The following is a 17,695-nucleotide window of genomic DNA, read 5'->3' as shown; positions in this document are numbered from 1 at the left end:
GCGGGGCTGTAGTGAGGTGCGGCTCCGCCGCGTGGGCGCGACCGGCCGCTGACGACCGGCGGCTTTCAGGCGACGGATCTACCGACGGCCTTTGCGGTGGTATCGCCGGCGGATTTTCGTCCCGCCCTCGCGAGGGCGACCTGCCGTGCCACCCGGGGCCCGAGCACGGACAGCACGAGCAGGACGCCGGTGACGACGATCTGCGACTGCGCCGAGACGTCCTGCAGGCTCATCACGTTCTGCAGGGTGCCGAGCAGGAACACTCCGGCGATCGCGCCGCCGAGCGTCCCCTTGCCGCCGTCGAAGTCGATGCCGCCGAGCAGTACGGCGGCCACGACGGACAGTTCGAGCCCCGTCGCGTTGTCGTAGCGGGCACTGGCGTAGTGCAGTGCCCAGAAGATGCCGGTGAGGGAGGCCATGAGGCCGGTCACCGTGAAGAGGATCAGCTTCTGCCGCTTGACGCGGATACCGGAGAAGCGCGCGGCCTCCTCGCTGGCGCCGGTCGCGTAGAGGGAGCGCCCGAACGGGGTGAGGTGCAGGGCGACCACGGCGACCACGAGCAGCACCAGGAAGGGGATGAAGGCCTGCGGGACGAAGCTGTCGCCGATCCGGCCGGCCGCGAAGTCCAGGTACTGCGTGGGGAAGTCGGTCACCGCGTCGGAGCCGAGCACGATCTGCGCGATGCCCCGGTAGGCGGCGAGGGTACCGATGGTGACGGCGAGGGAGGACAGGCCGAGCCGGGTGACCAGCAGGCCGTTGATCAGTCCGCAGACCACGCCGAGGGCCAGACAGATCGGGATGATCGCCTCGATGGTCAGGCCCTGGTTCCACAGGGCGCCCATCACCGCGCCGGACAGGCCGGCGGTGGAGGCGACCGACAGATCGATCTCGCCGGCGACCACGAGAAGGGTCATGGGGAGAGCGACCAGCGCGATCGGCAGGGTGTTGCCGATGAGGAAGGACAGGTTGAGCGCGTTCCCGAAGCCGTCCACCGTGGTGAAGGACAGCAGGAGCACGACGATGAGGAGGGCGCCGACCACCGTGTCCCAGCGGATCGCGCGCGACAGGGTGGAATCAGCCATGGCGGGCGTTCCTCTTCTTCAGGGCGGTGGCCACCCGCAGCGCGACCACACGGTCCACGGCGATGGCGAGGATGAGCAGGATGCCGTTGATGGCCAGCACCCACACCGAGCTGACGCCGAGGGCGGGCAGCACGCTGTTGATGGAGGTCAGCAGCAGAGCGCCGAGCGCCGCGCCGTAGACACTGCCGGAGCCGCCGGTGAAGACGACGCCGCCGACCACGACCGCGCTGACGACGGTGAGTTCGTAGCCGTTGCCGGTGCTGGAGTCGACGTTGCCGAAGCGGGCCAGGTACAGCGCTCCGGCGAGGCCGGCGAGGGCGCCGCAGAAGGTGTACGCGACCAGGATCCGCTTGCGCACCGGGATACCGGCGAGCCGGGCGGCCTCCGGGTTGGAGCCGAGCGCGTACAGCTCGCGGCCGCTGCCGAAGTGCTTCAGGTAGTACGCCGTCGCCACCAGCACCGCCACCGCGATCAGTGCCAGATAGGGCACCGCGTAGATGCCGCCGGAGCCGAAGTCGACGAAGCCGTCCGGGAGGCCGGAGGCGACGATCTGGCGGGAGCCGACCCAGATCGAGTCGATGCCCCGGATGATGTAGAGCGTGCCGAGGGTGACGACGAGGGCAGGCACCTGGCCGAGGCTGACGAGCAGGCCGTTCAGCAGACCGAAGCCGATGCCCATCAGGACCGCGAGAGCCACGGCCACGACCGCGTTCCCGCCGCCCTGGAGGTACGTACCGGCGGCGAAGGCGCTGATGCCGAGGGTGGAGCCGACCGACAGGTCGACGTTCCTGGTGATGACGACCAGCGACTGACCGACGGCGACCAGCACCAGGATGGTCGCGTTGAGCAGCAGGTCCTTGATGCCCTGCTCGGTGAGGAACTCGCTGTTGCCCAGCTGGGTGACGACGATCATCACCAGGAAGACGACCAGGATGGCGAGTTCACGCATCTTGAAGACGCGGTCCACGAGCCGGGTGCCGCTGGACTTGGGCACCTCGGCGACGGGGGTGTTCTGAGGGGTGGTCACCGTCATGCGGCGGCCCTCCCGGTGGCTGCGGCCATCACGGATTCCTCGGTGGCTTCGGAGCGAGGGATCTCGGCGGTGAGCCGGCCCTCGTGCATCACGAGCACGCGGTCGGCCATACCGAGGATCTCGGGCAGGTCGGAGGAGATCATCAGCACGGCCACGCCGTCGGCGGCGAGCTCGCTGAGGAGGCGGTGCACCTCGGCCTTCGTACCGACGTCGATGCCCCGGGTGGGCTCGTCGACGATCAGCACCTTCGGCCCGGTGGCGAGCCACTTGGCGAGGACGACCTTCTGCTGGTTGCCGCCGGACAGGGTGTTGACGGTGTCGGCGATCCGGGCGTACTTGACCTGGAGCTTGACGGCCCAGTCGAGGGAGCGGCTGCGCTCGGCGCCCCGGTCCATCAGCCCGGCCCTGACGGTCGTACGGAGTCCGGTGAGGCCGATGTTCCGTTCGATGGACATGTCCATCACCAGGCCCTGGGCGCGGCGGTCCTCGGGGACCAGGGCGAGCCCAGCGGCCATCGCGGTGGAGGGGGCGCCGTTGGTGAGCGCCTTCCCGTCGATGTCGACCTCGCCCGCGTCCCAGCGGTCGATGCCGAAGACGGCCCGCGCCACCTCCGTACGGCCGGCGCCGACGAGGCCGGCCAGGCCGACGATCTCGCCGCGGCGGACCTCGAAGGAGACATCGGTGAAGACGCCCTCGCGGGTCAGTCGGCGCACGCTCAGCGCGACGTCGCCCGGCTCGACCTCCTGCTTCGGGTACAGCTCCTCCAGGTCGCGGCCGACCATGCGGCGGACCAGGTCGTCCTCGGTCATGCCGTCGATCGGTTCGCTGGAGATCCAGGCGCCGTCACGGAGGGTGGTGACCCGCTGGCAGATCTGGAAGATCTCCTCCAGCCGGTGCGAGATGAAGAGGACGGCGGAGCCCTGCTCGCGCAGCGTGCGGACGACGCCGAAGAGCCGGGCCACCTCGCTGCCGGTGAGGGCCGCCGTCGGCTCGTCCATGATCAGGACGCGGGCGTCGAAGGAGAGCGCCTTGGCGATCTCGACGATCTGCTGGTCGGCGATGGACAGGCCGCGCGCCGGGCGGTCGGGGTCGAGTTCGACACCGAGCCGCTGCATCAGCGCGAGGGTCGCCGTGTGGGTGGCCTTGTGGTCGATACGGCCGAGGGCGCGCCGGGGCTGGCGGCCCATGAAGATGTTCTCGGCGATCGACAGGTCGGGGAAGAGCGTGGGCTCCTGGTAGATGACGGCGATGCCCGCGTCCCGGGCGTCGGCCGGGCCGTGGAAGACCGTGGGGTCGCCGTCGAGGAGCAGCTGACCGGAGTCCGGTCGGTGCACCCCTGCGAGGCTCTTGATCAGGGTCGACTTGCCCGCGCCGTTCTCCCCGGCGAGTGCGTGCACCTCGCCCGGGAACAGTTCGAGGGACACGTCCCGCAGGGCGCGTACGGCGCCGAAGGACTTGGAAATGCCCTTCAATGCGAGAACGGGGGCCGGACCCGTGTCGGACCGGTGGGTCATTGGGGGCTCCTCGACGACGGCCGGTGGCTAGCGGAGAAGCTGCCTCACTGCGCCGTGAAAGGTTTCAACTGGGTTGCCGGGACGTTAGGCACCAGTCGCAGGTCACGTCAATGGGTTTCGGTCGAAATTCTTTCGACCGTTGAGGTCACGACCGGGTCACGGAGAACGGTGTTGACCTGGGGGGTTGACAGTCCGGCGAGCCGCTCATAGTTTCCGGTACTGAATCGTTTCAGACATCGAAGTCGGTAGGAGCCCTGACGTGACCGAGCTCGCCGCGGTGAAGGCCGCCCTCAAGACCCAGGCCGTCGAGACGCCGTCGTGGGCGTACGGAAACTCCGGAACCCGCTTCAAGGTGTTCGCCCAACAGGGGGTTCCGCGCAATCCCTGGGAGAAGCTGGACGACGCCGGCAAGGTCCACGAGTTCACCGGCGTGGCCCCGACCGTGGCCCTGCACATCCCCTGGGACAAGGTCGACGACTACGCGGCGCTCGCCAAGCACGCCGAGCAGCGGGGTGTGAAGCTCGGCGCGATCAACTCCAACACCTTCCAGGACGACGACTACAAGCTGGGCAGCATCTGCCACCCGGACGCGGCGATCCGGCGCAAGGCCGTCGATCATCTGCTGGAGTGCGTCGACATCATGGACGCGACCGGGTCCCGGGACCTGAAGCTGTGGTTCGCGGACGGTACGAACTATCCCGGCCAGGACGACATACGTGAGCGGCAGGACCGGCTGGCCGAAGGGCTCGCCGAGGTGTACGAGCGGCTCGGGGACGAGCAGCGGATGCTGCTGGAGTACAAGTTCTTCGAGCCGGCGTTCTACACGACCGATGTGCCGGACTGGGGTACCGCCTACGCCCACTGCCTGAAGCTGGGCGAGAAGGCGCAGGTGGTCGTCGACACCGGGCATCACGCGCCGGGGACGAACATCGAGTTCATCGTGGCGACGCTCCTGCGGGAGGGGAAGCTCGGCGCGTTCGACTTCAACTCGCGGTTCTACGCCGACGACGACCTGATGGTGGGCGCGGCCGACCCGTTCCAGCTGTTCCGGATCATGTACGAGGTCGTGCGTGGGGGTGGGTTCACCCCCGAGGTCGCGTTCATGCTCGACCAGTGCCACAACATCGAGGCGAAGATCCCGGCGATCATCCGGTCGGTGATGAACGTGCAGGAGGCCACGGCGAAGGCGCTGCTCGTCGACGGCGACGCGCTGCGCTCCGCCCAGCGGGCCGGGGACGTACTCGAGGCCAACGCCGTGGTGATGGACGCGTACAACACGGATGTACGGCCGCTGCTTCGTGAGGTGCGCGAGGAGATGGGGTTGGACGCGGACCCCATGGGGGCGTACCGCCGGTCCGGGTGGGCCTCGAAGATCGTCGAGGAGCGGGTCGGTGGAGAGCAGGCGGGGTGGGGGGCGTGACCGCTGCGCTGGGCTGAAGCCGATTGCCGCCTCTCGCCTGCCGGATTCCGCCGGTCGCGGGCTGCGGGCCGGTTCGTGGCTGGTCGCGCAGTTCCCCGCGCCCCTGACGGGGCGCCGCAGTCCCCCTTCGTACAAACGTCACTGTAAGGATTGATCTCGTATGGCAACCCATCCCGAAGCCGCTGCCCTTCTCGCCCGGTCCCGTCGGCTCGGTGCCGATCCGCGTAACACCAACTACGCCGGTGGTAACACGTCCGCCAAGGGGACGGACACCGATCCCGTCACCGGGGGTGACGTGGAACTGATGTGGGTGAAGGGGTCCGGCGGCGACCTCGGGACGCTCACCGAGGCGGGGCTGGCCGTGCTGCGGCTCGACCGGATGCGGGCGCTCGTCGACGTGTACCCGGGTGTCGAGCGCGAGGACGAGATGGTGGCCGCGTTCGACTACTGCCTGCACGGGAAGGGCGGGGCGGCGCCGTCGATCGACACCGCCATGCACGGGCTGGTGGACTCCGCCCATGTCGACCATCTGCACCCCGACTCCGGAATCGCGCTCGCCTGTGCGGCCGACGGGGAGAAGCTGACCGCCGAGTGTTTCGGGGACAGTGTGGTGTGGGTGCCGTGGCGGCGGCCGGGGTTCCAGCTGGGGCTGGACATCGCGGCGATCAAGCGGGAGAACCCGCAGGCCATCGGGTGTGTGCTGGGTGGGCACGGGATCACCGCCTGGGGTGACACCGCCGAGGAGTGCGAGAAGAACTCGCTGCACATCATTCGTACGGCCGAGCAGTTCCTCGTCGAGCGCGGGAAGGCCGAGCCGTTCGGGCCCGCCGTCGAGGGGTACGCCGCGCTCGCCGCCACGGAGCGCCGGGAGCGGGCCGCCGCGCTGGCGCCGCACGTCCGGGCGATCGCCTCGCAGGACAAGCCGCAGGTCGGGCACTTCACCGACGCGGAGGTCGTCCTCGACTTCCTGGCGAGTGCGGAGCACCCGCGGCTCGCCGCCCTGGGGACCTCGTGCCCCGACCACTTCCTTCGTACGAAGGTCCGGCCGCTGGTGCTGGATCTTCCGCCGACCGCCGATCTCGACGCCGCGATCGCCCGGCTCAAGGAACTGCACGCCGAGTACCGGGAGGAGTACGCCGCCTACTACCGGCGGCACGCCGACCCCGACTCCCCCGCGATGCGCGGCGCCGACCCGGCGATCGTGCTGATCCCCGGCGTGGGCATGTTCAGCTTCGGCAAGGACAAGCAGACCGCGCGGGTGGCCGGCGAGTTCTACGTCAACGCGATCAACGTGATGCGGGGCGCCGAGGCGGTGTCGACGTACGCGCCGATCGAGGAGTCGGAGAAGTTCCGTATCGAGTACTGGGCGCTGGAGGAGGCCAAGCTCCAGCGGATGCCCAGGCCGAAGCCGCTCGCCACGCGGGTCGCGCTCGTCACGGGTGCGGGCAGCGGGATCGGGAAGGCCATCGCCCATCGGCTGGTCGCCGAGGGGGCCTGTGTCGTCGTCGCCGATCTGAACGCCGAGAACGCCGCCGCCGTCGCCGAGGAGCTGGGCGGGGCCGACAAGGCCGTCGCCGTGACCGTCGACGTGACGGACGAGGAGCAGATCGGTGCGGCCTTCAAGGCCGCCGCGCTGGCCTTCGGCGGGGTCGACCTCGTCGTCAACAACGCCGGTATCTCGATCTCCAAGCCGCTGCTGGAGACGTCGGCGAAGGACTGGGATCTGCAGCACGACATCATGGCCCGTGGATCGTTCCTCGTGTCGCGTGAGGCGGCCCGGGTGATGATCGCGCAGGGGCTGGGCGGTGACATCGTCTACATCGCCTCGAAGAACGCCGTCTTCGCCGGGCCCAACAACATCGCCTACTCCGCCACCAAGGCCGACCAGGCGCACCAGGTGCGGCTGCTGGCCGCCGAGCTGGGTGAGCACGGCATCCGCGTCAACGGGGTCAACCCCGACGGCGTGGTGCGTGGTTCGGGGATCTTCGCGGCCGGCTGGGGTGCCCAGCGCGCGGCGACCTACGGGATCGAGGAGGAGAAGCTGGGCGAGTTCTACGCCCAGCGGACCATCCTCAAGCGCGAGGTGCTGCCGGAGCACGTGGCGAACGCGGTGTTCGCGCTGACGGGCGGGGAGCTGACGCACACCACCGGTCTGCACGTCCCGGTCGACGCCGGCGTGGCCGCCGCCTTCCTCCGATGAGCGGGACTGTGATGAGCACGGCCGTGAAGTCGTACGCGGCGGTCGACCTCGGTGCGTCCAGTGGGCGGGTCATGGTCGGCCGCGCGGGACGGGACTCGCTGGAGCTCGTGGAGGCCCACCGGTTCCCGAACCGGCCGGTGCGGACGCCCGAGGGGCTGCGCTGGGACGTGCTCTCGCTGTACGCGGGGGTCCTGGACGGGCTGAAGGCCGCCGGGCAGGTCGACTCCGTCGGGATCGACAGCTGGGCCGTCGACTACGGGCTGCTCGACGGTGACGGGGCCCTCCTGGGCAATCCGGTGCACTACCGGGACGCCCGTACCGAGGGTGTCGCGGAGAAGGTGTGGGCCACGGTGCCCGCCGCCGAGCTGTACGCGGCGACCGGGTTGCAGTACGCGCCCTTCAACACCCTGTACCAGCTGGTCGCCGCCCGCTCGTCCGCCCAACTGGCCTACGCCAAGCGGTTGTTGCTCATCCCCGATCTGCTGACGTACTGGCTGACCGGCGAGCAGGGCACCGAGCTGACCAACGCCTCGACGACGCAGCTGATCGACCCCCGGACGCGTGGCTGGGCCTCCGACGTGGCCGAGCGGCTCGGGATCGATCTGGAACTGTTCGCGCCGCTGCGGCGGCCCGGGGATCCTGCGGGGCTGCTCCAGGAGCAGGTGCTGGAGGAGACCGGGCTGACGGGCCCGGTGCCGGTGACGACGGTCGGGTCGCACGACACCGCTTCGGCGGTGACGGCCGTCCCGGCGGCCGGGGAGCGGTTCGCGTACATCTGCACCGGCACCTGGTCGCTGGCCGGCCTGGAGCTGGAGGCCCCGGTGCTGACCGAGGCGAGCCGGGCGGCCAACTTCACCAACGAACTGGGGCTCGACGGCACGGTCCGCTACCTCCGGAACATCATGGGGCTGTGGCTGCTCCAGGAGTGCGTACGGGAGTGGGGGGACCCGGATCTCGGCGAGTTGCTGCGCGCCGCCGCGACGGTGCCCGCGCGGCGGTCGGTCGTGGACGCCGGGGACGCGGCGTTCCTGGCGCCCGGCCGGATGCCTGAGCGGATCGCGCAGGCGTGCCGGGAGTCGGGGCAGCCCGTTCCGGGGACGCCCGCCGAGATCACCCGCTGCATCCTCGACTCACTGGCCCTCGCCCACCGGCGGGCCGTCACCGAGGCCCAGGCCCTCGCCGATCACCCCGTGGACGTCGTCCACATCGTCGGCGGCGGCACCCGCAACGCCCTGCTCTGCCAGCTCACCGCCGACGCCTGCGGGCTTCCGGTGGTGGCGGGACCGGCGGAGGCGGCGGCCCTGGGCAACGTCCTCGTCCAGGCCCGCACCCACGGCCTGGTGGGCGACCGGGCCTCGATGCGGCAGCTCCTCGCCCGCACCCAGCCGCTGGTGCGGTACGAGCCGCAGGGCGACCCGGCGGCCTGGCGCGCGGCGGAGGCCCGGCTCACCGAGCGGTGAGCCGGGTCCTCCCCGGCGGGGCCGTTTCCGGCGGCGATCGGCGCAAGGGTTCACCCGAGCCCGCCGATCCGCGGGCGAAGCCCCTCGCCCTCGGCGTGCTCACGTCGTACTCTGCACTCATCCGATGACCGACCCCCGAGGAGCCGCGATGCGTGTCGCCCTGTTCCTGACCTGTGTCAACGACACGCTCTATCCGGACACCGGCCGGGCCGTGGTGAAACTGCTGACCAGGCTGGGTGTCGACGTCGACTTCCCGATGGGTCAGACCTGCTGCGGGCAGGCGCACTACAACACCGGGTACCGACGGGAGGCCGAGCCACTGGCCCGGCAGTTCTCCGATGTATTCCGGGAGTACGAGGCGATCGTGACGCCGTCCGGCTCGTGCGGGGCGATGGTGCGGGAGCTGTATCCGCGGATGGGCGAACGGGCGCGGGCGGAGGGGCGGGGGGACACCCTGGCGCGGACGCTGGCGCCGGTCGTGCCGAAGACGTACGAGCTCACCGAGTTCCTGGTGGACGTGCTGGGCGTGACCGACGTGGGCGCGTACTACCCGCACAAGGTGACGTACCACCCGACCTGCCACGGGCTGCGGAGCCTCGGCCTGGGCGACCGGCCGCGCCGACTGCTCCAGGCCGTGAAGGGGCTGGAGCTGGTGGAGCTGCCCGGCGCCGACGAGTGCTGTGGCTTCGGCGGCACGTTCGCCGTGAAGAACTCCGATGTCTCGGCCGCCATGGGCGCCGACAAGGTGCGCAACGCCGAGTCGACGGGCGCCGAGGTGCTGTGCGCGGCCGACAACTCGTGCCTGATGCACATCGGCGGCACGATGACGCGGCTGCGCACCGCCGTGCGGCCCGTCCACATCGCGGAGATCCTGGCGAGCACGGAAGAGGAGCCGCCGGCATGAGCGGGACGTATCTCGGGATGCCGGCGTTTCCGAAGGCCGCGCACGAAGCCGTGCACAACACGACCCTGCGCGGCAATCTGCGGCACGCCACCCACACCATCCGCGCCAAACGCGCGGCCGCGGTCGCGGAGGTGTCCGACTGGGCCGCGCTGCGCGACGCCGGAAAGCAGATCAAGGACCACACGCTCCGCCATCTCGACCGGTATCTGGTGCAGTTGGAGGAGGCGGTCACGGCCGCGGGCGGCACGGTCCACTGGGCCGCCGACGCGGACGAGGCCAACCGGATCGTGACGTATCTCGTCAAGGCGACCGGGGAGAGCGAGGTCGTCAAGGTCAAGTCGATGGCCACGCAGGAGATCGGGCTGAACGAGGCGCTGGAGGCCGAGGGCATCCATGCCTACGAGACCGATCTCGCCGAGCTCATCGTGCAGTTGGGCAAGGACCGGCCCTCGCACATCCTCGTCCCGGCGATCCACCGCAACCGGGGCGAGATCCGCGACATCTTCGCGCGCGAGATGGGTGAGTGGGGCCGCCCGGCCCCGGAGGGCCTGACCGACACGCCCGCCGAGCTGGCGGACGCGGCGCGGCTGCATCTGCGGGAGAAGTTCCTGCGGGCCAAGGTCGGTGTCTCGGGCGCCAACTTCATGGTCGCCGAGACCGGCACGCTGGTGGTCGTGGAGTCCGAGGGCAACGGCCGGATGTGCCTCACCCTCCCCGAGACCCTGATCTCCGTCGTCGGCATCGAGAAGATCGTGCCGACCTGGCAGGACCTGGAGGTGTTCCTGCAGACCCTCCCCCGCTCCTCCACGGCCGAGCGGATGAACCCGTACACGTCGACCTGGACGGGCACGACCGCCGAGGACGGACCGCAGACCTTCCACCTGGTCCTCATCGACAACGGCCGCACCGACACCCTCGCCGACGAGGTCGGCCGCCAGGCCCTGCGCTGCATCCGCTGCTCGGCCTGCCTCAACGTCTGCCCGGTGTACGAGCGGGCGGGCGGCCACGCGTACGGCTCGGTGTACCCGGGCCCGATCGGCGCCATCCTCAGCCCCCAACTCCGGGGCACGGGAAGCGAGATCGACGCCTCGCTGCCGTACGCGTCCTCGCTGTGCGGTGCCTGCTACGAGGTGTGCCCGGTCGCCATCGACATCCCGGAGGTGCTGGTGCATCTGCGGGAGCGGGTCGTGCAGGGCGGCCCGGTGACGGAGCAGGGCAACAAGGTCGTGCTCAAGCCCGCGAAGGGGCACGCCGCCGAGCGGGCGGCGATGCGCGCGGCCCGCTGGGCGTTCAGCCACCCCGGCGCGCTGCGCACCGGGCAGCGGCTCGCGTCCCGCACCCGCCGCTTCCACCCCCGTACGCTGCCGGGCCCCGGCAAGGCGTGGAGCGCCAGCCGCGATCTTCCCGCGCTGCCGGCCGAGCCGTTCCGGGACTGGTGGCAGCGGACGAACGGCGGACGGACGAACGGCGGAGGAACCACCGGCAGAGGATCGACCGGCGGTGGAACCACCGGCGGACGGACGACCGGATCCACGAACGGCGGAAAGGACACCGGCAAGTGAGCAGCAGGGATCTGATCCTGGGCCGGGTGCGGCGCGCCCTCGCCGACGTGCCACGGGACGACACGCCGTACCAGCAGGCCGTTCAGCGGGACTATCTCCGTGAGCACGGCGGGCGGAGCGTGGCGGAGACGGTGGAACTGCTGGCGGAGAACCTGGCGGACTACCGGGCGATCGTGCACCGGTGCGCGGACGAGGAGTTGCCGGAGCTGCTCACGCGACTCCTGGCCGGGCGGGGTTCGCAGACCGTGCTGGTCCCGCCCGGCCTGCCGCCGTACTGGCTCAAGGCGGTCGACGCGGCACGCGTGCACGACCGCGCCACGAGCACCGCGCACGAGCTGGACCGGGTCGACAGCGTGGTCACCGCCTGTGCCCTCGCCATCGCCGAGACCGGCACCATCGTCCTCGACGGCTCCCCCGACCAGGGCCGCCGCCGGATCACCCTCGTGCCCGACCACCACATCTGCGTCGTACGCGTACCGGAACAGGTCGTGTCGTCGGTGCCGCAGGCCCTCGAACTGCTCGATCCGACACGCCCGTTGACCTGGATCTCCGGGCCGTCCGCCACCAGCGACATCGAACTGGACCGCGTGGAGGGGGTGCACGGCCCGCGCACCCTGGAGGTGGTGCTGGTGACCGGGAGCGGCGGCTAGAAGGCCCTGGGCCCGGGCCTCCTGGACGTGGCGTCGCGTCCGGGGCCGCCCGGCGGCGCGGCCAGGCCGTGGTCGTCCGGATCTCGACGGTGGACGGTCGTTCCCGTGACTGTCCGCTGATCAAGTACATGGCGATCTTGCTAGGTTGGGTGGCTGCTACAGGCGTCAACACGGGGAGTTTCCATGCCACTTGACCGTCCGGTCATCAACAGCACCATCCCGCACTCGGCCCGGATCTGGAACTACTGGCTCGGCGGCAAGGACTGCTACGAGATCGACCGGCGGGTCGGTGACCAGATCCGCGGGGTGAACCCCCAGATCGTCGACATCGCCCGCGCCCAGCGGGCCTTCCTGCGCCGGACGGTCACCCACCTCACCGAGGAGGCCGGCTTACGCCAGTTCCTCGACATCGGCACCGGGCTGCCCACCGAGGACAACACCCACGAGGTCGCCCAGCGCACGGCCCGGGACGCGCGCATCGTCTACGTCGACCACGACCCGACCGTCCTCGCCCACGCCAAGGCTCTGCTCACCAGCACCCCCGAGGGCGCCACCGCCTTCGTCGCCGCCGACCTGCGCGACCCGGACACCATCCTCGAACGCGCCGCCGACACGCTGGACCTCACCCGTCCCGTCGCCCTCATGCTGCTCGGCATCACCGCCCATGTGCCGGACGAGAGCGCGTACGGCGTGGTCGCCCGGCTCCTCGACGCCCTGCCCTCCGGCAGTCACCTCGTGCTCGGCGACAGCACGGAGGTGTACCGGCCCGAGGCGATGCGGGTGATGGTCGAGCACTGGAACGAGGCGAGCGACAACCCGCGCGTCAACCGCTCCCCCGAGCAGCTCATCCGGTTCTTCGACGGGCTGGAGCTGAGCGAGCCGGGGCTCGTGTCCGTGGCCCAGTGGCGGGCCGAGCGGGGCGGCTCCGACGAGCCGTGGGAAGTGGACAGTTTCGGCGGTGTGGGACGCAAGCCGTAAGGGTCGAGGGTCACCATGGGTCGAAGGGCGCCGGAATTACGGCTCACTCTTGGCCAAAGCTTCCGCGGCCACCTTCAGGTCCGACACCAGTCCCGCGTACGCGCCCTCGCGGTCGTCGGCGCGCAGAACGGCGGACGGGTGGAGCGTGGCCACGACGTGCGGCCCCCGCGATCCCTGGAATCCGCCTCCCTCCGGGGGCATGGACAGCAGCGCGCCGCGGTCCTTGGTGACCCGGAAGGAGCTGCCGAGCAGTGCCTTGCCGGCGGTCGCGCCGAGGGCCACCACGATCTCGGGCCGGACAAGGCGCAGTTCGGCGAGCAGCCAGGGGCGGCACGCGGCGACCTCGCGCAGGTCGGGGGCCTTGTGGATACGGCGTGTGCCCCCGCCCGGGGGCCGGGTGAACTTGAAGTGTTTGACCGCGTTGGTCACATAGGCCGTGTCCATGTCGATCCCGGCCTCCTCCAGAGCCCGCCGCAACAGCCGCCCGGCGGGGCCGACGAAGGGCTCACCCCGTCTGTCCTCCTGGTCCCCCGGCTGTTCACCGACGAGGAGGAGCCGCGCGGACTCGTCTCCCTTGCCGAAGACCGTCCGGGTGGCGTCCTCGTGGAGCGGACAGCCTCGGCAGTCGGCCGCGGCCCGGCGGTGGGCGGGGAGGCCGCCACGGCCGGGGAGATACGGCTCGGCGTCGTAGGCCCGCGGGCGCGGGCCGTCGTAGGCCCGCGGGCGCGGGGAGGGTGCTTGCGTGGGGCTCATCCGAGGCCACCTCCTTCGCGGGAGCCTGCCCGGAGCGGCTTCACGGGGAGCCTGACCCGAGCGCTTCGCCGGGGCCGGCTCGGGGCTCGTTCCCGGGTACCCCCTCCTCCGCCGGGCGCACTTCGCCACGCTCTCCCTGCTCCGCCTCTGGGCCGCACCGCTCCACCTCTGTGCCGCCGGGCGGCGGATACCGTCCGCGCCCGCTGTCGCCCTGCTCGCCCTGGATTGACGGCGCCCCGGGGCATGTGCGCGGAGATCGTCCCAGGTGGGAGGCCGTACGGGCGGCGCCATGGGGCTCGTACGGCGGTGACGGACGGTGGCCGGGGTCGCACGGCAAACTTGGATGGTTCGTTTTCTTGAACTGTTCGTGTTTATGAGGGTAGGTTGGTCCGCATGACCGCATCCCAGCCTCCGAACACCGCCGAGGAGCTGCGCGGTGCCGGCCTGCGGGTGACGGCCGCGCGCGTGGCGCTGCTGGAAACCGTCCGGCACGGCGACCACCTCGGCGTCGAAGCGATCGCCTCAGGGGTGCGCGATCGTGTGGGCCACATATCGCTCCAGGCCGTGTACGAGGCGCTCAGCGCGCTCACCGGTGCCGGACTCGTACGCCGCCTCGAACCACCCGGCAGCCCGGCCCTGTACGAGGGCCGTGTGGGCGACAACCACCATCACCTCGTGTGCCGCTCCTGCGGTGTCGTGGTCGACGTCGACTGCGCGGTCGGGCATGCCCCGTGCCTGACCGCCTCCGACGACCGCGGCTTCGCGATCGACGAGGCCGAGGTCATCTACTGGGGCCTGTGCCCCTCATGTTCCTAAGCCAGCAGTTCAGCACCGTGATCCACCAGTTCCGGAAGGACTCCCATGACTGAGAACCACGACGCGATCGTCACAGACTCGAAGCCCGAGGAGACGGGAGGCTGCCCGGTCGCTCACGGGCGCGCCGCGCACCCGACCCAGGGCGGTGGAAACCGTCAGTGGTGGCCGGAGCGGCTCAACCTGAAGATCCTCGCCAAGAACCCCGCCGTGGCGAACCCCCTCGGTGAGGAGTTCGACTACGCCGAGGCGTTCAAGAACCTCGACCTCGCCGCCGTGAAACAGGACATCGCCGAGGTGCTGACCACCTCGCAGGACTGGTGGCCGGCCGACTTCGGCAACTACGGCCCGCTGATGATCCGTATGGCCTGGCACAGCGCCGGCACCTACCGCATCAGCGACGGCCGTGGTGGCGCCGGTGCCGGTCAGCAGCGCTTCGCGCCGCTGAACAGCTGGCCGGACAACGCCAACCTGGACAAGGCCCGCCGTCTGCTGTGGCCGGTGAAGAAGAAGTACGGCCAGTCCATCTCCTGGGCCGACCTCATGATCCTCACCGGTAACGTCGCCCTGGAGCAGATGGGCTTCGAGACCTTCGGCTTCGGCGGCGGCCGCGCCGATGTCTGGGAGGCCGAGGAGGACGTCTACTGGGGCCCCGAGACCACCTGGCTCGACGACCAGCGCTACACCGGCGACCGCGAGCTGGAGAGCCCGCTCGGCGCCGTCCAGATGGGTCTGATCTACGTCAACCCGGAGGGCCCGAACGGCAACCCGGACCCGATCGCCGCGGCCCGCGACATCCGTGAGACGTTCCGCCGCATGGCGATGAACGACGAGGAGACCGTCGCCCTCATCGCCGGTGGTCACACCTTCGGCAAGACCCACGGCGCCGGCCCCGCGGACAACGTGGGCAACGACCCCGAGGCCGCCTCGCTGGAGGAGCAGGGTCTCGGCTGGAAGAGCACCTACGGCACCGGCAAGGGCGGCGACGCCATCACCTCCGGCCTGGAGGTGACGTGGACGGAGACGCCCACGCGGTGGAGCAACAACTTCTTCAAGAACCTCTTCGAGTACGAGTACGAGCTCACCCAGAGCCCGGCCGGCGCGAACCAGTGGGTGGCGAAGAACGCCGAGGCGATCATCCCCGACGCCCACGACGCGTCGAAGAAGAAGCTCCCGACGATGCTCACCACCGACCTGTCGCTCCGCTTCGACCCGGTCTACGAGCAGATCTCGCGTCGCTTCTACGAGCACCCCGAGCAGTTCGCGGACGCCTTCGCCCGCGCCTGGTTCAAGCTGACCCACCGTGACATGGGCCCGAAGTCGCTGTACCTCGGCCCGGAGGTCCCGGCGGAGACCCTGGTGTGGCAGGACCCGCTGCCGGAGGCCGAGGGCGCGGTCATCGACGCCGCCGACATCGCGGCGCTCAAGACCAAGCTGCTCTCCTCGGGTCTGACCGTCTCGCAGCTGGTGTCCACCGCGTGGGCGTCGGCCTCCACCTTCCGCTCCAGCGACAAGCGGGGCGGCGCCAACGGTGCCCGGATCCGCCTGGAGCCCCAGCGCGGCTGGGAGGTCAACAACCCGGACGAGCTGCGTCACGTCCTGAGCGTCCTGGAGGGTGTCCAGTCGGAGTTCAACTCCGGCGCCAAGAAGGTCTCCCTGGCCGACCTGATCGTCCTCGGCGGTGCCGCCGCGGTCGAGAAGGCCGCCAAGGACGCCGGCTACGACGTCGAGGTGCCCTTCACCCCGGGCCGCGTGGACGCGACCGAGGAGCACACGGACGCCGAGTCGTTCGCCGCGCTGGAGCCGACGGCCGACGGGTTCCGCAACTACCAGGGCAAGGGCAACCGCCTGCCCGCCGAGTACCTGCTGCTCGACAGGGCGAACCTGCTCTCCCTGAGCGCCCCCGAGCTGACGGCCCTCGTCGGTGGTCTGCGTGTCCTGGGCGCCAACCACGCCCAGTCCTCGCACGGCGTCTTCACCGACACCCCGGGCAAGCTCACCAACGACTTCTTCGTCAACCTGCTCGACCTGGGCACGACCTGGAAGTCCACGTCCGCCGACCAGACCCTCTTCGAGGGCCGTGACGCGGCCACCGGCGAGGTCAAGTGGACCGGCACCCGTGCCGACCTCGTCTTCGGCTCGAACTCCGAGCTGCGCGCCCTCGCCGAGGTCTACGCGAGCGACGACGCCAAGGAGAAGTTCGTGAAGGACTTCGTCGCGGCGTGGGCCAAGGTCTCCGACCTGGACCGCTTCGACCTGGTCTGATCGTCCTGGCCTGATCGACCCGATCACGGCGTCCGGGCCGGCCCTTCGCGGGGGCGGCCCGGACGTTTTTCGTGCTCGCCTCCGGCCTCCGGCCTCCGTCGTCCGACGCCGCCGCGTACGTCACCCCGCCCGAGGAACCGGACGCGGAGGACGCTCACGCACGCACCCGTCGTCTCAGTCCGCCGGGCGGGCGTCCGCCGGGGCCCCGGTCCAGCGGCTCGCCTCGACGTCGGCGGACGTGTCCCGCACCAGGGTGGGGGCGATGACCAGTTCCTCGACGACCGTCCGCGGTGGGAGGGTGGCGCACAGCAGTACGGCCCGTGCCACGTCCTCCGGCTGCACCATGACCGCCCGCCGCTCCTCGCTCGGCGGGGCGGCCCGGCTGTCCAGGATGGGGGTGTTGACCTCGCCGGGAAGGATGCAGGTGGCGCGGACGAGGTCGTTGCGGAAGGTGTGGTGCAGATAGGTCATGAAGTTGCGCACGCCCGCCTTGGCCGCGCCGTACGGGGCTCCGCCGAGGAGCGTGGGGCGTAGCGCGGCGAGGGAGGAGATCGTGATGATCGAGCCGCCGCCGCGCGCCAGCATGTCCGGGAGGACGGCCTGGGTGAGGAGATAGACCGCGGTGAGGTTGACGCCCAGGACGGCGTTCCACTCGTCCTCGCCGGTCCAGCGGACGTCGACCACCTTGCCGGCGCCGCCCGCGTTGTTGACGAGGATGTCGACGGGTCCGGCGGCCTCCCGGGTCCACTCGATCAACTCCCGTACCTCGTCGGCGCTCTCGACATGCGTGGAGTGGGTGAGCCCCGTGCCTCCGGCGTCCTCGATGACGGCGGCGACCTCGTCGAGGACGCGCTTGCGGCGCCCGACGAGGACCACCGTCGCGCCCGCCTCGGCGAGCATCAGCGCCGTCTCCCGGCCGATGCCGGTGCCGGCCCCGGTGACCAGCGCGGTCTTTCCGTCGAGCGGTCCCGTGCGCTGTCGCTGTCCGTCGCGGTTGCCCATGCCCGTCCGCCCTCCCGGCCGTGGGTGCGCCCCACGCGCCTCCCGGAGTGAGGATCCCC

General features: G+C 70.8%; 14 protein-coding genes. 9 read left to right on the top strand and 5 right to left on the bottom strand.

What is annotated here, in order from left to right:
- Nucleotides 1-65: 65 nt before the first annotated feature.
- From OG272_RS43810 to OG272_RS43800, 3 genes are read right to left on the bottom strand one after another with little or no spacing between them, the layout of a single operon-like run.
- Nucleotides 66-1,082: an ABC transporter permease gene (locus OG272_RS43810; RefSeq protein WP_327726519.1), complete on the bottom strand. Its 1,017-nt coding sequence runs from the start codon at nucleotides 1,080-1,082 to the stop codon at nucleotides 66-68.
- Nucleotides 1,075-2,115 carry an ABC transporter permease gene (locus OG272_RS43805; protein WP_326574182.1) on the bottom strand — a complete coding sequence of 347 codons (1,041 nt, stop codon included), beginning with the start codon at nucleotides 2,113-2,115 and terminating at the stop codon, nucleotides 1,075-1,077. Before OG272_RS43805 ends, OG272_RS43810 begins: the two co-directional genes overlap by 8 nt.
- A complete protein-coding gene (locus OG272_RS43800) occupies nucleotides 2,112-3,629 on the bottom strand; it encodes a sugar ABC transporter ATP-binding protein (RefSeq protein ID WP_327726520.1) in 1,518 nt (505 codons plus the stop codon). Before OG272_RS43800 ends, OG272_RS43805 begins: the two co-directional genes overlap by 4 nt.
- Nucleotides 3,630-3,888: 259 nt before the next feature.
- On the opposite strand from OG272_RS43800, the gene rhaI reads away from it, so the two are divergent.
- The 7 genes from rhaI to OG272_RS43765 all read left to right on the top strand — a co-directional run bounded on the left by rhaI (nucleotide 3,889) and on the right by OG272_RS43765 (nucleotide 12,803).
- Nucleotides 3,889-5,049: an L-rhamnose isomerase gene (gene rhaI / locus OG272_RS43795; RefSeq protein WP_326574184.1), complete on the top strand. Its 1,161-nt coding sequence runs from the start codon at nucleotides 3,889-3,891 to the stop codon at nucleotides 5,047-5,049.
- Between the two features lie 160 nt (nucleotides 5,050-5,209).
- Nucleotides 5,210-7,249, top strand: a complete 2,040-nt coding sequence (locus OG272_RS43790; protein ID WP_405895847.1) for a bifunctional aldolase/short-chain dehydrogenase — start codon at nucleotides 5,210-5,212, stop codon at nucleotides 7,247-7,249.
- Between the two features lie 11 nt (nucleotides 7,250-7,260).
- The gene (locus tag OG272_RS43785; RefSeq protein WP_327726521.1) at nucleotides 7,261-8,709 is read left to right on the top strand and encodes a rhamnulokinase family protein; all 1,449 of its coding nucleotides are present in this window, start codon (nucleotides 7,261-7,263) and stop codon (nucleotides 8,707-8,709) included.
- Between the two features lie 148 nt (nucleotides 8,710-8,857).
- Entirely contained in the window at nucleotides 8,858-9,613 is a 756-nt protein-coding gene (locus OG272_RS43780) for a (Fe-S)-binding protein (RefSeq protein ID WP_326585501.1), read from the top strand.
- The gene (locus OG272_RS43775) at nucleotides 9,610-11,175 is read left to right on the top strand and encodes a LutB/LldF family L-lactate oxidation iron-sulfur protein (RefSeq protein WP_405895846.1); all 1,566 of its coding nucleotides are present in this window, start codon (nucleotides 9,610-9,612) and stop codon (nucleotides 11,173-11,175) included. Before OG272_RS43780 ends, OG272_RS43775 begins: the two co-directional genes overlap by 4 nt.
- Nucleotides 11,172-11,825, top strand: a complete 654-nt coding sequence (locus OG272_RS43770; protein WP_327726523.1) for a lactate utilization protein C — start codon at nucleotides 11,172-11,174, stop codon at nucleotides 11,823-11,825. The genes OG272_RS43775 and OG272_RS43770 overlap by 4 nt, the downstream gene beginning before the upstream one ends.
- Before the next feature lie 183 nt (nucleotides 11,826-12,008).
- Entirely contained in the window at nucleotides 12,009-12,803 is a 795-nt protein-coding gene (locus OG272_RS43765; RefSeq protein ID WP_326574189.1) for an SAM-dependent methyltransferase, read from the top strand.
- Between the two features lie 36 nt (nucleotides 12,804-12,839).
- Here the strand turns inward: OG272_RS43765 and OG272_RS43760 are convergent, their stop codons facing one another.
- Nucleotides 12,840-13,556, bottom strand: coding sequence for a UdgX family uracil-DNA binding protein (locus OG272_RS43760; RefSeq protein ID WP_327726524.1), 717 nt, complete (start codon nucleotides 13,554-13,556; stop codon nucleotides 12,840-12,842).
- A 393-nt stretch (nucleotides 13,557-13,949) separates the two neighbouring features.
- Between OG272_RS43760 and OG272_RS43755 the strand changes: the two genes are divergently transcribed.
- Together OG272_RS43755 and katG are read left to right on the top strand one after the other, a co-directional pair.
- Nucleotides 13,950-14,372, top strand: a complete 423-nt coding sequence (locus tag OG272_RS43755) for a Fur family transcriptional regulator (protein ID WP_326574191.1) — start codon at nucleotides 13,950-13,952, stop codon at nucleotides 14,370-14,372.
- A gap of 45 nt (nucleotides 14,373-14,417) precedes the next feature.
- Nucleotides 14,418-16,634 carry a catalase/peroxidase HPI gene (gene katG, locus OG272_RS43750; RefSeq protein ID WP_327726525.1) on the top strand — a complete coding sequence of 739 codons (2,217 nt, stop codon included), beginning with the start codon at nucleotides 14,418-14,420 and terminating at the stop codon, nucleotides 16,632-16,634.
- Between the two features lie 174 nt (nucleotides 16,635-16,808).
- Here katG and OG272_RS43745 read toward each other — a convergent pair whose 3' ends face one another.
- Nucleotides 16,809-17,636, bottom strand: a complete 828-nt coding sequence (locus tag OG272_RS43745; protein WP_327726527.1) for an SDR family oxidoreductase — start codon at nucleotides 17,634-17,636, stop codon at nucleotides 16,809-16,811.
- Nucleotides 17,637-17,695 lie beyond the last annotated feature (59 nt).

Origin of the sequence: Streptomyces sp. NBC_00104, assembly GCF_045160825.1 — a bacterium.
Classification (GTDB): Bacteria; Actinomycetota; Actinomycetes; order Streptomycetales; family Streptomycetaceae; genus Streptomyces.
This window is presented reverse-complemented; position numbering and strand designations above follow the sequence as displayed.